This window comes from Mesorhizobium sp. M0954, assembly GCF_040319155.1.
GTDB lineage: Bacteria > Pseudomonadota > Alphaproteobacteria > Rhizobiales > Rhizobiaceae > Mesorhizobium.
In genome coordinates this window covers 81,324-95,580 of record NZ_JAMYNR010000015.1, presented here as the reverse complement: position 1 = coordinate 95,580, position 14,257 = coordinate 81,324, and the positions used below count along the sequence as shown (strand labels likewise).

The following is a 14,257-nucleotide window of genomic DNA, read 5'->3' as shown; positions in this document are numbered from 1 at the left end:
GGGCACGCATGAGGCGCGGCTCGCATCTATAGTTATGTATAAAAACATACATAATTACAGATATAATGTTTGACTGTATGCAAAACATATGCGTAACTCGGTGAGCCTTTGAGGAGAAAGGTTCAACAACTTGGGAGGAGTTCATGTTCACTTTGCCTATGTCGACCGGCACCAAATCCGGAACCATCGTGAAATCAGCCGTTGCGGGCCTGGTGTTCTTCGGGACCGCTTTTGCAGTGACCGGCCATGCCTCGGCCGAGGAAGTTATTGTCGGCCTCGTCACCAAGACGGAGGTCAACCCGTTCTTTGTGAAAATGCGTCAGGCTGCCGAAGCGGAGGCCAAGGCCAAGGGCGTCAAATTGATCGCCCGTGCTGGCAAGTTCGACGGCGACAATGAAGGCCAGGTCACTGCGATCGAGGATCTGATCAGCGCCGGCGCCAAAGGCATATTGGTGACGCCTAACAACTCGACCGGCATGCTGGGTATCATCAAGAAGGCGCGCGATGCAGGGGTCCTCGTGATCGCGCTCGATACGGCGACCGATCCCGCCGATGCGGTCGACGCCACCTTTGCCACGGATAATTTCGAGGCCGGCGTGCAGCAGGGCGCCTATGCCCGCAAGGCGCTCGGCGACAAGAAGCCGGTGCTGGCCATGCTCGATGGAACGCCTGGCGGCACGGTCGATACGTTCCGCCACAATGGCTATCTGAAGGGCTTCGGGCTTGCCGAGGGCGATCCGGCCATCGCCGGCTCGGCCATCACCAATGGCGCGCAGGACAAGGGCCAGGTCGGCATGGAAAACCTGCTCTCCAAGAACGGCGAGATCAATGCGGTCTACACCATCAACGAGCCAGCCGCCGCCGGCGGCTATGCGGCGTTGAAATCCTTCGGCAAGGAAGCCGATGTCATGCTGACCTCGATTGACGGCGGCTGCGCCGGTGTCCGCGACGTCAAGGCCGGCAAGATCGCCGCGACCGTCATGCAGTTCCCCTACAAGATGGCGGCCATGGGCGTCGACGCGGTCGTCGATTATGCGGCCAGCGGCAAGAAGCCGAGCGGCTTCGTCAATACGGGTTCGTTCCTGATCACCGACAAGCCGGTTGAAGGGATCGACTCCAAGGACACCGAATGGGGCCTCAAGAACTGCTGGGGCGACTGATTTCTGAATCCTCCCGGGGGGACCATGCTGGACAGGCCGTCGACAAGACGGTGTATCTGCATCGGCATGGTCCCGTTCGTTTCCGGCCCAACCCTTGAGGCAGGCAGACATGGCGACCGTTCCAGAGGGCACTATGAATTCGCCATCGGCACTCTCTTTCGGCAGGACGTCCAGCATTGCCAAGAAGGTCATCGGCACGCCATCGGTGGGCCCATTGCTGGTACTGCTCGCTTTCGGCGTGATCTTTTCCCTGACCAATCCGCGTTTTCTCGCCACGCAAAACCTGTCGATCATTCTCCAGCAGACGGTGATCATCGGCACCTTGGCCATTGGCCAGACCTTGATCATCCTGACCGCCGGCATCGATCTCGCGGTGGGAGCGATTTGCGTACTGGGCACCATCCTGGCCGGAAAGCTGGTCAACAGCGGCTATGACCCGATCGCGGCCATGGCCCTGGCCGTTCTTGCCTGCACAGCGGCGGGTGTCGCGGCTGGAAGCCTGATCAGCGGCCTGCGCCTGCCGCCGTTCATCGTGACCCTCGGTATATTGGGCATCATCACCGCCGCCCTCAGGTTGATTTCGGCGGGCGGGGCTTTTGCGGTCAACGACGACTTTCTCGGCTGGACGGGAAACACCATCCGCCTGAACGGTTTCGTCGTCACCTACGGCGTCATCATCATGCTCCTCCTCTATGGATTTATCTGGTTTCTTCTCAACCAGACGCAATGGGGACGGCATGTCTACGCGGTCGGCAACAATCCGGAAGCTGCCCGGCTTGTCGGCATACCGGTCGGTCGGCTTCTGCTCTCGGTCTACGTCCTAGCGGCGTTCATTTACGGGATCGCGGCCTGGCTGGCGCTCGGCCGAATCCCCAATGCCGACCCCAATGCCTTGCAGACCGCCAATCTCGATTCCATCACCGCCGTCGTCATCGGCGGCACCAGCCTGTTCGGCGGCCGGGGCGGATTGATCGGCACCCTAATAGGCGCGCTGATCGTCGGCGTCCTGCGCAACGGGCTGACGCTCGCCGGCATTGATCCGCTCTGGCAGGATCTGATCACAGGCATTCTCGTGATCGTGGCGGTCGCGCTCGATCAACTGACCAGGGGGAGGCGGTGATGACGCCTGTCGAGCCGAGAGCGCCAGTGGTGACCACCCCGGGTGGCGTCATCCTCGAAGCCCGCAACGTAGTCAAACGCTACGGCCACGTCACCGCTCTCGACGGTGTCGATTTCGAACTGCGCGCCGGCGAAATCCTGGCGGTGGTCGGTGACAACGGCGCTGGAAAGAGTTCGCTGATCAAGGCGCTGACTGGCGCGATCGTCCCCGACAGCGGCGACATTCTGCTGGACGGCCAACCCGTCCACTTCAAGGGTCCGCTGGAAGCACGCAAGCTCGGCATCGAGACGGTCTACCAGGATCTCGCCGTTGCGGCCGCGCTCGACATCGCCAGCAACCTGTTTCTCGGCCGGGAACGCCGCCGCCCCGGCTTTCTCGGCAATGTGCTGCGCATGCTCGACAAGAAGGGTATGCGCGCGGAGGCGGAGCGCAGCATGGCGGACCTGAAATTCCACCTGCCGTCGATCGGCAGCGCGGTCGAATCGTTGTCAGGCGGCCAGCGTCAGGGCGTCGCGGTTGCCAGAGCGGCATTGTTCGCCAAGAAGCTCGCGATCATGGATGAGCCGACGGCGGCACTCGGCGTGCGCGAAACTGGCCAGGTTCTCGACCTGATCCGGGCGATCCGCCAGCGCGGATTGCCGGTGGTCCTGATCAGCCACAACATGCCGAACGTCTTCGAAATCGCCGACCGCATCCACATCATGCGCCTGGGCAAACGTGCGGCCGTGGTCAGTCCGAAAACCCACACCATGGGCGATGTCGTCGCCATCATGACCGGCGCGGCGAAGTTCGAAAAACCGGCAGCATCAGCTTTTCGCTAATGCAATGTCGCCCAAAAGTGAGCTCGGTCTTGGGAGAACGACATGCATAAAACAAAGACCTAAAGCGGGTCGCCTGAATCCGTTCTGACGCGACACGCTTTAGGACCGCTGTCATAGGCCGAACGCATGTGGTCACCGCGAATTCATGTCGAGCTCGTTAGCCACCATCTCCATTGAGGCTCCCGCTCTACACATAATCAATAGAGGACGTCGCGAAGCAGCTCGAAGATTAGGTCAGAAAGATCGCCTGGTCATGGTGGCTAACGGGTCTTCGCCGGCAAACCCGGATCAATCAGCCTCGCGATCGGTGACGCGATAGAAGCCGTTGCCTGCTTTGATGAAAAGGCCAGGAACGCCAGCTCACGGCGAACAGAAAGACTTCGAGCCTGCCGGCGCTCGGCTATTTTTTCGGATACCAGGCGCCTGAATAGCTGGTCAGTGACCGCATCGTCCGGGTGCATAGTTATGTTCGGGACTTCGCGGGCGGTACTGTCCACAGCAATGCCATCGCCCTTTTTGTGCTGCAGCCGTCCGCGACCTCGATGGGACCTGGCCACATGGAGGCGACCATGCTGGTAAATGAAGCGATGACGGGGAAAGTGCGCTGGTACTCCCCCGATGCCTCGATGCAGGAAGTCGCGCGGGTCATGCGCGATGAGGGTATCGGTTGCGTGCCGATCGGCGAGAACGATCGACCCGTCGGCATGACCATGGATCGCGACGGGGTGTGCGCGGCAGGAACAAATGCACGCTGGTCCCTTTGCCCACCTGGCTATCGATGCGGATGTGCCCGCCGGACTGTTTGACGAAGCCGTAGACTTGGCTGAGTCCGAGCCCTGTTCCCTCGCCATTGCTTTTTGTCGTGAAGAAGGGCTCGAAGACCTGGGCGAGAACTTGCTTGTCCATGCCGTGGCCGGTGTCGCTCAGCGTCAAGCGAACGAACGACGCCGCCAATCCTTTCAGATCGTCCAGATCGTCAGGCGCGTCACTCGTCTCGATCGTGAACCTGCCGTAGTCTGTCATTGCATGCCTGGCGTTTACCGCCAGGTTGAGAATGGCGACGTCGAGCTGATTGGCGTCGATGAGAACCGGACCGAGCGCTGGATCGAGATGACGCTCGATCCTGATGTCGCGGCCGAGGGTCCGCTCCAGCAGAGCGGTGAGCGATCCAATATGTTGGTTGAGATCGACCTTTTCGGGCTCTAGGGACTGACGCCGGGAGAAGGCGAGCAACTGCTGCGTCAGCGCGCCGCCATTTCGCGTGCGCTTCAGCATCTCCTCGATCAGCGTACCGATTTTCGGATCGGCGGGATTCTTCGCAAGCTGCTTTGCCAACTGCCGGAGGCCGGATTCGAAGACGGCGATCAGATTGTTGAAGTCATGAACGATGCCGGCTGCGATGCGACCGATGGCTTCGAGTTTTTGCGACTGCAACTGGCGCTCTTCCTGCGCGCGGCGCGCGGACACGTCGCGAAGGCTGGCGAGCAGGGCAGATTTGCCATCCCAGGTCACCTCGACGACGCGCATCTCGACCTCGGCCGCCTTGCTGCCCGGACGGGCCACGGTGATTTCTGCGGTTTCTCCCGAGACGACGGGCCGCCCGAGGGGAACATGAAGAAGCTCTTCGAGCGGATGCCCGAAAATGCGGGCCGCGGCCGGATTCGCGTAGAGAACCGCTCCCGAAAGATCGACGACGAGGACACCGTCGGCCGTGTTCTCGATCAGGAGACGGAAACTGAGCTGGCTGATGCTGGTCAGCTGCGGATCATCGGTCAGGTCGGAAATTTCCGCCGCGCTCCGCGTCATCGTTCTGGCCTCCTCACAGGTATGACTATGACGGATCGTTCGTCGCGGAACCGCCGAAGACATCCGGCGCGCCCTCTATCGGCTGGCCGAGATGCATTCCGCCGCCATCGATCGTGAAGCGTCTGATCTGCTTGTCGTGTTCGCTGCCGCGCATCTTCAGCACCATGAGGCCGCGATGCATGAACTGTGCTTTCTGAATGTAGCGCAAAAGGATGATGGAGTCGGTCAGCGTCGAGATGTGCTGTTCGCTCGCCGAATGGCCGCCGACCAGCGACTTGTCCGTCGCGGTGCAAAGTCCAGCGATTTCCCGTTTCTTGACGAAGGATGTGAGGCTGATCAGGAACTCGCGAAAGCCGGTCTCGGGCGCAATGCGTTCGAGCGCGGAAAGGCTGTCGATGGCAAGCCGATCCGGTTTGAATTCCTCGACCAATTGACGGATCATCAGCAGATGGTCGGGAAGGCTTTGCGCCTCCGGATAGAGACAGACGACCTTGAGCCCGCCTTCCGCTTCCATCGTCTCGAAATCGACACCCCAACTGCGCGCGTTGCGAATGAGCTGACCGCGGCTTTCTTCGTAGCCAACCAGTAAGGAGCGTTCGCCGGCCGCGACGCCACCGGCCAGGAAATTGGTCACCAGCAGCGTCTTGCCGGTGCCGGTCGCGCCGCTGACCAGCGTAACGCTGTCGCGGAAGAAGCCCCGCTCGTCATCCTGTCAAGATCGGCATTGCCGCTCGTTACCCGGGAGAGGTAGAGGCGGCTTAAGGTCGGCCTCCTTAGCCTCGAGAGGCGTCAATCTTCTCGGACAGCCAGGTCTTGATAAGGGACTGATAGGGCACGTCGCGCTTGTTCGCCGCGACCTTGATCCGTTCGAGCAGGCTATTGGGCAGCCGCAACGAGATCGAGGTCGACGACGGCTTGAGGTTGGGCAGGCGGACCCGCTCTGCCTTGCTCCAATCGACATGCTCACTGGAGTCGTTGGACTCCCAGAAGGCGCGCTCCTCGGCCTCCGATGCAAAGGTCGGAACCGGCTTAGCTGTCTTGGTCATAGTAGCCTCGCTCCTTGCGGCTCATATCCCGGGCGGAAATCACCCGGATCTTGGTGTCCTTGTCCCGAAGCGTGAAGGTGATGTGCAGCAGCCTTCCATCATCGGTGCGCCCCAGAGCATGAATTCGTTGCTCGATGGCGCTGTGCTTTGCGTCGGGAACGGTCAGCAACGGCTCGTTGAAGAACACCTGTTCCGCCTCGGCCTGGCTGACGTCGTGCTTGTCGATGCTCTTGCGGGCATTGCCTGCATCCCAGTCGAAGCCGGCAATCCGTTCCCATTCGATCATCGATGTATATTGCCATAATATACGCGGATTTCAAGCTCCGTCAGGCGTGAGCGCTCCGCCCAGCAGATTTGGACAGCATAGGGAGAGGAAATGGAGGCAAGGAAAACCCCCTCGCTGATCGGCCAGACCGGCGGCGCTGACGCTCAACCGCCAGCCTCGCAATCCCGGCCGCGTCGTCCGGCGCAGGGCTGAAAGCCCCGCTTGTCCTGCCGGGCAGGGATGCTCACCAGGCAGTTGCACCGGCCCGCCCGCTCCGCGGGCAGGGGGATGTCTTCGGAAGGAAGACGAGAAAGGACCGGTGAAAGGCCGCGTCTGCAACCCTCCAAGGAGCATTCCCATGGAACTGAAATTCGTTGATCCGCGCTCGCTCAAGGACAATCCCGACAAGGCGCGCCGTTCCAAGTCCAGCCCGCAGGCCCCCTGCTGCTGGCGACGATCAAGGCTGTTGGCATCGTGCAGCCGCCCGTCGGGTGCGCTCCGGTCGGGACAATCCCGAATACGGCATCAGGCTTCTCATGGCTGATGGCAGGATTAAACACGTCAGAGTATTCGGCCGCGTGATAAAGCACGATACTGGTCGACTGGAATGCGTTGGCGCGGTTCAGGACGTGACACAAAGCCGGCTGTTGGCGCAGGCGCACGACAAACTTAGGTCGGAACTCGCCCACCTCACGAGGGTAATGAGCCTCGGCGCAATGACGGCCTCGATCGCGCATGAGGTCAATCAGCCGCTCTCAGGAATCATTACCAATGCCAGCACGTGCCTTCGCATGCTGGCGGCCGACCCGCCAAACATTGAGGTCGCGCAAGAAACCGCGCGCCGCACCATCCGCGACGGCAATCGTGCGGCGGACGTGATTGCACGATTGCGCGCGCTTTTCAGCAAACGGCCCCCAACGATCGAACCAATTGATCTGAACGAGGCTGCGCGAGAGGTGATTGCACTGTCGTCCGGCGATCTTCAACGAAACCGGGTGGTGCTGCACACCGAGTTCGCCGACGGGCTTCCGCCGGTCGGCGGTGGCCGGGTCCAGCTTCAACAGGTAATCATAAACCTGCTGCGGAACGCTTCCGATGCGATGAGCGGCGTCGATGACCGCCCGAGGCAGCTGGTGATCAGAACCGAATTGGACGAAGACGATCACGTGCACCTCTCCGTACAGGACGCCGGCGTTGGTTTCGGGCCGGAAGGAACGGCGCGCCTCTTCGAGGCGTTCTATACAACCAAGAGCGAGGGCATGGGGATCGGGTTGTCCGTCAGCCGCACCATCATAGAGAGCCATAACGGACGCCTGTGGGCTGAACGGAACCGTGGCCCGGGTGCTACGTTCTCATTCTCCATCCCGGAATACTTCGGGGAAGGGCTTCGCGAGGTCGGCACCATGCGCGCATCGGCTATGGGCAATGCGCAGAGTTCAGCGGGGATTCGATGAAAGTTGTGCAACCACTCGTGTCTGTCGTCGACGACGATGAATCCGTGCGCGAGTCCCTGCCAGACCTGCTTAGAGCGTTCGGTTTCAACGCGAAGTCGTTCTCCTCGGCGGAAGAGTTTCTAACCTCCGACAATTCGGCAGATAGGCCTCGTTATGCCCGCGGGATCCTGGTCGGCGGGGTCATCGCCGCCGCCGTCGGCAACGATCTGGTGCTGGCGCATTCCCATGATCCGCTCAAGACGGCCTAACCTAAGTCCTGATCCTCACTGGCGGACCGGCGATCTATCTGCTCGGGAGCGCCAACTACATGAAGGCGGTCTATCGTGTGGTGCCGGCATCCCAATGGCGGGCGTTCCTGCCCTGCTGCTCCTGATCCCGTCGCCTACACCGTCGACTTGCTCGCTATGGGCTGGCTGACAGAGCTGGCGCACCCACGCCCGGCAGGCATCGAAGAAACGGTGTCCGGTCCTGTCGGGCGGACCTCATTCGGCAATCGTCGTCGGCAGTAGAGCCAAAGTGTGATCGCGGCCCAAACCGGTGCTCATGACCATGTTTACGCTTGGGCCGTATGTGGCTGTTGTCTTTTGATATGGTATCGATAACATGCCTTGCGTGAAGTTGATTCCAACGGGTGGTTCATGAGCGATGCCGGACGCCGCAGAGACCTTGTGCCCGAGTGTCCAGCGTTTTGCTTGGGCACATCGCTGCCGGCTGGTGGAGCGGCATGATGGCCAAGGCAGCCTCATCGAGACCGGGCGAGAGCCACGCCCCGACGATGGTCGACGTGGCGCGGCGGGCAGGTGTGTCCACCATGACGGTTTCACGCGCCCTGAAAGAGGGCAGCCTCGTTTCCAAGGCGACGCGGGAAAAGATCATGGTCGCGGTCAACGACCTCGGCTACGTGCTCGACCAATCGGCCGGCAGCCTGTCCTCGCGCAAGACTGGATTTGTTGCCGCGATGGTTCCATCACTCAACAATTCCAACTTCGCCGATACGGCGCGCGGCATAACGGATGAACTGGAGAGCACGGGACTCCAGCTTCTGCTCGGCTACACCGACTATACGGTCGAGAAGGAGGAAAGGCTGATCGAAGCGATGCTCCGTCGGCGGCCCGAAGGCATCATTCTGACCGGCGGCGCCCATACGGAGCGCGCCCGCCGGCTTCTTAAAAACGCGGGCATCCCTGTAGTCGAAACCTGGGAGTTGCCGGCGAAACCCATCGATCAGGTGGTCGGATTCTCCAACGAAGAGGCGATGGGGCTTCTCGTCAAGACGCTGGCCAGAAAAGGCTACAATAAATTCGGTTACATCGGTGGCACGACCTCGCGCGACACGCGCGGCAGCCAACGGCGCGAAGGCTTTGTCAGAGCCATTGAGGAGCTCGGCCTGCCAACCGGGCGCCTCGTTTCCTTTGGCGTGCCGCCGATATCCATCGAGCAGGGAGGCCAGGCCGTCGTCAGCATGCTGGAGCGCTGGCCGGACACGCAAGCCGTACTCTGCGTTTCGGACCTTTCGGCCTTCGGCGCACTGATGGAATGCAAGCGCCGGGGCATGCGGATCCCGCAGGACATCGCCATTGCCGGCTTCGGCGACTACGAGGTAGCCGCCTTTTGCCATCCCGGCATCACCACCGTGAATGTCGACTGCTACGGCATCGGGCAACAGGCCGCCCGCAGATTGATCCAGGTGATCCGAGGCGACGAGAAACGACACGGCGAAGAAATCGTCCTCACAAGCTATCGCGTCGTCGAGCGCGAAAGCACCTGAGCTCCTGCATCGATTCAAACGCAGCGAAGGGCAGCCCAGCAGCGATGTTTCGCGAGACCATCACCTCACGCATGACGGTGCCTTGAAAGCCGGAGCAGCGCGCGCCGTCACGATGGGCGTGCCGCAATGTCTCGTGGTTGTCGATGCGAGCGGCGAAGTCCTCGCCAGTCTGCGCATGGATGGCGCGCGGTTCCTCAGCATGCGTACGGCGCAGGCGAAGGCGCGCACCGCGGCGTCAATAAACGCCGCTACTGGCGGCATGGCGTTCGAAGCGGCGCTCTCAGCCGGTATCGCATCGCAGGGCGGCGTGACCAATTTGCCCGGGGGGCTTGCCGATCCGCTTCGGCGGACGCCTTGCGGGCGGCATCGGCGTCGGGTCGGGAACCGGCGATTTCGATGTGGCACACGCCGCCTTGGCGGCGGTTGGCGCCGACGTGATTTCATGCGATGTGCCGATGCGCCTCCAGCGCAACCGAAGGATCTTCAGAACGCTATCTGAACCTTCATGGATTTGTTTCGGTCACCAGCGATGTCGAAAGCCGCGACCGCCTCGTCGAGAGCATAGATGCCTGTCAGTAGCGGTTTGACATCCACCCGGCGGCGATTGATCAGGTCGACGGCGAGCGCAAACTCCTCGTGGAAACGGAAAGTGCCCCGCATCTCGATCTCTTTCGCGACGATGAGGTTCTGCGGGATTGACAGATCGCCGCCGAGACCGAGCTGCACGAGCACGCCGCGTGGCTTCAGGACATCGAGCCCTGCACGCACCGCGCGTTCATTGCCGGAGGCCTCGAACATCATGTCGAAACTACCCTTGTCGACATTATAGGCGGCGAGCTCTTCGCTGTTTGTCGCGACGTTGATAGTGCGATCGGCGCCGATCTCTAGGGCCTTCGCCAGCACGCCCTCCATGACATCGGTGGCGACGATCTCGCGCGCGCCGTGGGCTCGTGCGGCGAGGATGCAAAGCGCGCCGATCGGCCCGCAGCCGGTGACCAGAACCCGCTTGCCGAGCAGCGAGCCGGCGCGGTTCATGGCATGCAGCGTCACCGCGAAGGGCTCGGCGAAAGCGGCTTCGTTGATGGAGATGTGGTCGGCTATTCTGTGGCACTGCCACGCCTCGGCGATCAGGCGCTGGCGGAAGGCGCCCTGGATGTGCGGCATCGGCATGGCGCTGCCATAGAAGCGCATGTCGAGGCATTGGTTCTGCATGCCTTGCAGGCAGTAGCGACAGGCATTGCAGGCTCGGCTGGGCGAGATCGCCACGCGATCGCCGACCGCAAGTGTGGAGATGCCGTCGCCGAGGGCCCGCACCGTGCCCGCAACCTCATGGCCAAGAATCATGGGTTCACGAAGGCGGATCGCGCCGAAGCCGCCATGGTTGTAATAATGCAGGTCCGAGCCGCAGATGCCGCCAGCCTCGACCGCGATCTCGACCTGTCCGGCGCCAGGGGAGCCCGGATCGGTCTCCTCGATCCGCAGGTCTTTTGCCGCGTGGATGACGATCGACTTCATGATGTGATCCCTTCTCATACGACCGGTGTCAGCAAGGTCTGTCCGCCGAAATGGGCCGCGAGATTATCGCGGACGAGCTGACCCATGGCCTTGCGGGTTTCCACCGTGCCGCTGGCGTGGTGCGGTTGCAGCACGACGTTGGTAAGCTTCAGGAAGCGCTCGTCGATGGTTGGCTCGTTCCAGAACACGTCGAGCCCGGCACCCTTGATGGCACTGGATTCCAGGGCCGCGAGCAACGCGGTCTCGTCGATCGTGCTGCCGCGCGAAATATTTATGACGATACCGTCTGCTCCGAGCGCTGCCAGGATCGACGCATTAATGATGTGTTTTGTGCTTTCGCCGCCGGCGAGCGTTACGATCAGAAATTCGCTGTCGCGCGCCAGTTCGACCAGATCGCCGACAAAAGCATAAGGAAGATCGTCGCGCTTGCGGTTGTCGAAATAAGAAATCGTGCAGTCGAATGCAGCGGCGCGCTTCGCCACCGCCGCACCGACGCGGCCCATGCCGACAATGCCCAGCCTTTTTCCACAGACACGCGTGACCAGCCCCATATTGCCCTTGCGCCAGCTTCCATCGCGTACATAGGCGTCGGCCTGCGGGATTTTTCGCGCCACGGCGAGCAGCAGCCCGATCCCGATATCGGCTACGTCCTCGGTCAGCACATCAGGTGTATTGGTGACACGAATGCCGTTCGCCCTGGCATAGGCAAGGTCGATGGCGTCGGTGCCGACGCCATAGCAGGAAACGATTTCGAGCTGCGGCAGCTTTCTCATCAGCGCAGCACTTGCGCCAAGCTCGCCGCGCGTAGCTATGGCGCGGATCGCGCCGGCGTGGCTTGAGAGCAACGCGTCCTTGTCCTCGGACTGCCAAAGTTTGTGGACGCGATATTTCGCCTCAAGATCTCCCATGTCCCAATCGGGATAGGGACCTGTCACCAAAATGTCGGTCACGGCGTCGTCTCCTGTGCGAACTCATTTTTCCATTGACTATGTTATCGATAACATTCATGTCAATAGGGACTGGCGGCAGTGCGTTGGAAATCGTGGCCGCTCAGGAAACATTGCTCAGGAGGAGCATTTGGGCAGTTCATTATTCGATTTGACCGGCATGCGGGCGCTGGTCACCGGCTCGGGACAGGGGATCGGCCTGGCGCTGGCCGAGGGGTTGGCGCAGCACGGCGCCGAAATCGTGCTCAACGGACGCAGCGCCGAAAAGGTCAAAACAGCTGCGGATGCACTGACAGCGAAGGGGCACAAGATCCATAGCGCCGTCTTCGACGTCACCGATCATGCTGCGGTGGCGAACGGCGTCGCGGAGACCGAGGCGACGATCGGCGCCATCGATATCCTTATCAACAATGCCGGCATGCAGTTCCGAATGCCGCTCGAGGATTTCCCCGCTGACAAATGGGAGGAACTCTTGCGCACCAACATCTCCAGCGTGTTCTTTGTGGGACAAGCGGTGGCGCGGCACATGATCCCGCGGCGGCGCGGCAAGATCATCAATATCGCCTCGGTGCAGAGCGAACTGGCACGGACCAACATCGCCCCCTATACAGCCACGAAAGGCGCTGTGCGCAACCTGACGCGCGGCATGTGTGCCGATTGGGCGAAGCACGGCTTGCAGATCAATTCCATTGCGCCCGGTTACTTCAAGACGCCGCTCAACCAGGCGCTGGTCGACAATCCCGAGTTTTCAGCCTGGCTGACCAACCGCACACCGGCGGGTCGTTGGGGCGATGTCGGCGAACTGGTCGGCGCGGCGATCTTTCTGGCTGCACCGGCCTCGTCCTTTGTCAATGGACACACGCTCTATGTCGATGGCGGCATCACAACCTGCCTCTGAGTCCTGGTCCATCGTCGTGATGGGTGTCAGCGGCTGCGGCAAGACCAGCATTGGCATCGCGATCGCGGCTCGTCTAGGGCTCGCTTTTGTCGAAGGCGACGCGCTGCACCCGCGCGGGAATGTCGAGAAAATGTCGGCGGGCATACCGCTTGCCGACGAGGATCGTTGGCCTTGGCTGGACCTGTTGGGCTCAGCCTTGCGCCATGCCCATGAGGAAGGACGCGGGCTCGTCGCGAGTTGCTCGGCGCTGAAGAAATCGTATCGCGATCGTCTTCGCGATGGTGCCATTGGGCCCGTGCTTTTCGTATTTTTGGACGGTTCACGTGCGGTGTTGCAAGCCAGGCTCGCCGAGCGCCGCAGCCACTTCTTTCCGCCCGCGCTGCTCGACAGCCAGTTCGCCACACTGGAGCATCCAGGTGACGAGAAGCTGGTGGTCACAGTGGACATCGAGGCGCCTGTCGACACGATTGCCGATAGAGTATTGCAGGGTCTGGGTGCACTTGGGGTCAGCCCTGTCAGCATCAAGGAAAAAGGCACGTTGAAATGACGCAACCAACAAAAGTCGCCGTTGTCGGCGCCGGCATCATGGGATCGGCGATCGCCACACGCCTGATCGAGACTGGGCTAGCCGTGACGGTGTTCGATCTGGACAAGGTCAAGATTGCAGCGCTGACTGCAAAGGGTGCGGCTGCCGCCGCGTCGGTCGCCGAGGCAACGCGAGCGAACGACTTCGTCATTCTCAGTCTCAACCATGCCGATATCGTGCGTTCGGTGGTGTTTGGCGACGGTGGTGTGGCGGCTGCGGCGTCGTCGGAAAAGCTGCTGATCGACATGTCTTCGATCGATCCTGTCGACACCGCGCAGATGGCCGGGAAGCTGTCTGCCGAGACCGGCATGAAATGGCTCGACTGCCCGCTTTCGGGCGGCGTTCCCGGCGCGCTGGCCGGCAGGCTGACCGTCATGGCGGGTGGCGAGGCTGAAGACTTCGAACAGGCGCGCACGGTGATGCGGCATCTCTGCGCCAACTACACTCTCATGGGCCCAAGTGGGGCAGGGCAGACGACCAAGCTGATCAACCAGCTGTTCTGCGCAGTACTGTTCCAGGCTGTCGCCGAAGCCGTGAAGCTTGCCGAAGCCGGCGGCGTAGACCCGAAGGCAATTCCCGCTGCACTCAAGGGCGGGCGGGCCGACTCCAGCATCATGCAGGAGTTCATGGCAAAATTCGCTGCCCGGGATTTTTCAGCCACCGGCCGCATCGACAACATGCTGAAGGATCTGGATTCGCTGCAGGCCTTCGCGCTGAAAACCAAGACGCCGATGCCGATGACCGGGCAGGTGGTCGAGATCCATCGCCTGCTCTGCGCCGCTGGATTGGGGCCGAACGATTCGGCCGAGATGATGCGTCTGCTCGACGGCAAGACCAGCTGATCCGTTGGCCTTATTCTTTGATGCTTGAC

The 14,257-nt window shown here is 61.5% G+C and carries 14 protein-coding genes and 3 pseudogenes; 11 read left to right on the top strand and 6 right to left on the bottom strand.

Annotation, left to right across the window (positions count from 1 at the left end):
- Positions 1 to 143 precede the first annotated feature (143 nt).
- The 4 genes and pseudogenes from NKH93_RS21260 to NKH93_RS21245 form a co-directional block, all read left to right on the top strand.
- Positions 144 to 1,160 carry a substrate-binding domain-containing protein gene (locus tag NKH93_RS21260; RefSeq protein ID WP_352502787.1) on the top strand — a complete coding sequence of 339 codons (1,017 nt, stop codon included), beginning with the start codon at positions 144 to 146 and terminating at the stop codon, positions 1,158 to 1,160.
- Positions 1,161 to 1,269: 109 nt separating this feature from the next.
- Positions 1,270 to 2,280 (top strand): ABC transporter permease, encoded by a 1,011-nt coding sequence (locus NKH93_RS21255; protein WP_352971847.1) that lies wholly within the window; start codon positions 1,270 to 1,272, stop codon positions 2,278 to 2,280.
- Entirely contained in the window at positions 2,280 to 3,101 is an 822-nt protein-coding gene (locus NKH93_RS21250; protein WP_352541824.1) for an ATP-binding cassette domain-containing protein, read from the top strand. The genes NKH93_RS21255 and NKH93_RS21250 overlap by 1 nt, the downstream gene beginning before the upstream one ends.
- 542 nt (positions 3,102 to 3,643) lie before the next feature.
- Positions 3,644 to 3,763, top strand: a pseudogene (locus tag NKH93_RS21245) (hypothetical protein); the annotation flags it as partial.
- Here NKH93_RS21245 and NKH93_RS21240 read toward each other — a convergent pair.
- From NKH93_RS21240 to NKH93_RS21225, 4 genes are all read right to left on the bottom strand, one after another.
- Positions 3,747 to 4,970 carry a two-component system sensor histidine kinase NtrB gene (locus tag NKH93_RS21240; protein WP_352971844.1) on the bottom strand — a complete coding sequence of 408 codons (1,224 nt, stop codon included), beginning with the start codon at positions 4,968 to 4,970 and terminating at the stop codon, positions 3,747 to 3,749. The pseudogene NKH93_RS21245 and the gene NKH93_RS21240 overlap by 17 nt on opposite strands.
- A complete protein-coding gene (locus NKH93_RS21235) occupies positions 4,933 to 5,547 on the bottom strand; it encodes an ATPase domain-containing protein (protein ID WP_352971955.1) in 615 nt (204 codons plus the stop codon). Before NKH93_RS21235 ends, NKH93_RS21240 begins: the two co-directional genes overlap by 38 nt.
- A gap of 133 nt (positions 5,548 to 5,680) precedes the next feature.
- Entirely contained in the window at positions 5,681 to 5,953 is a 273-nt protein-coding gene (locus NKH93_RS21230; RefSeq protein WP_352474883.1) for a BrnA antitoxin family protein, read from the bottom strand.
- Positions 5,937 to 6,239, bottom strand: coding sequence for a BrnT family toxin (locus NKH93_RS21225; protein ID WP_352474884.1), 303 nt, complete (start codon positions 6,237 to 6,239; stop codon positions 5,937 to 5,939). Before NKH93_RS21225 ends, NKH93_RS21230 begins: the two co-directional genes overlap by 17 nt.
- 515 nt (positions 6,240 to 6,754) lie before the next feature.
- Between NKH93_RS21225 and NKH93_RS21220 the strand changes: the two genes are divergently transcribed.
- From NKH93_RS21220 to NKH93_RS21205, 4 genes and pseudogenes are all read left to right on the top strand, one after another.
- Positions 6,755 to 7,672 (top strand): sensor histidine kinase, encoded by a 918-nt coding sequence (locus NKH93_RS21220; protein ID WP_352971841.1) that lies wholly within the window; start codon positions 6,755 to 6,757, stop codon positions 7,670 to 7,672.
- Positions 7,669 to 7,800: pseudogene (locus tag NKH93_RS21215) on the top strand (DNA-binding response regulator); the annotation flags it as partial. The gene NKH93_RS21220 and the pseudogene NKH93_RS21215, both read left to right, overlap by 4 nt.
- Before the next feature lie 647 nt (positions 7,801 to 8,447).
- Positions 8,448 to 9,440, top strand: a complete 993-nt coding sequence (locus NKH93_RS21210; protein WP_352971953.1) for a LacI family DNA-binding transcriptional regulator — start codon at positions 8,448 to 8,450, stop codon at positions 9,438 to 9,440.
- Positions 9,441 to 9,484: 44 nt separating this feature from the next.
- Positions 9,485 to 9,880 (top strand): annotated as a pseudogene (locus tag NKH93_RS21205) (GlcG/HbpS family heme-binding protein); the annotation flags it as partial.
- 43 nt (positions 9,881 to 9,923) lie between these two features.
- Here NKH93_RS21205 and NKH93_RS21200 read toward each other — a convergent pair.
- Together NKH93_RS21200 and NKH93_RS21195 are read right to left on the bottom strand one after the other, a co-directional pair.
- Positions 9,924 to 10,955, bottom strand: a complete 1,032-nt coding sequence (locus NKH93_RS21200) for an L-idonate 5-dehydrogenase (protein WP_352971835.1) — start codon at positions 10,953 to 10,955, stop codon at positions 9,924 to 9,926.
- Between the two features lie 14 nt (positions 10,956 to 10,969).
- Positions 10,970 to 11,905, bottom strand: a complete 936-nt coding sequence (locus NKH93_RS21195; protein ID WP_502896474.1) for a 2-hydroxyacid dehydrogenase — start codon at positions 11,903 to 11,905, stop codon at positions 10,970 to 10,972.
- Positions 11,906 to 12,062: 157 nt separating this feature from the next.
- On the opposite strand from NKH93_RS21195, the gene NKH93_RS21190 reads away from it, so the two are divergent.
- From NKH93_RS21190 to NKH93_RS21180, 3 genes are read left to right on the top strand one after another with little or no spacing between them, the layout of a single operon-like run.
- On the top strand, positions 12,063 to 12,800 hold the full coding sequence (locus tag NKH93_RS21190) for an SDR family oxidoreductase (RefSeq protein ID WP_352971947.1): 738 nt from the start codon (positions 12,063 to 12,065) through the stop codon (positions 12,798 to 12,800).
- Positions 12,769 to 13,347 carry a gluconokinase gene (locus NKH93_RS21185; protein ID WP_352971832.1) on the top strand — a complete coding sequence of 193 codons (579 nt, stop codon included), beginning with the start codon at positions 12,769 to 12,771 and terminating at the stop codon, positions 13,345 to 13,347. Before NKH93_RS21190 ends, NKH93_RS21185 begins: the two co-directional genes overlap by 32 nt.
- Positions 13,344 to 14,228, top strand: a complete 885-nt coding sequence (locus tag NKH93_RS21180) for an NAD(P)-dependent oxidoreductase (protein WP_352771276.1) — start codon at positions 13,344 to 13,346, stop codon at positions 14,226 to 14,228. The genes NKH93_RS21185 and NKH93_RS21180 overlap by 4 nt, the downstream gene beginning before the upstream one ends.
- The last annotated feature ends 29 nt before the right edge of the window (positions 14,229 to 14,257 follow it).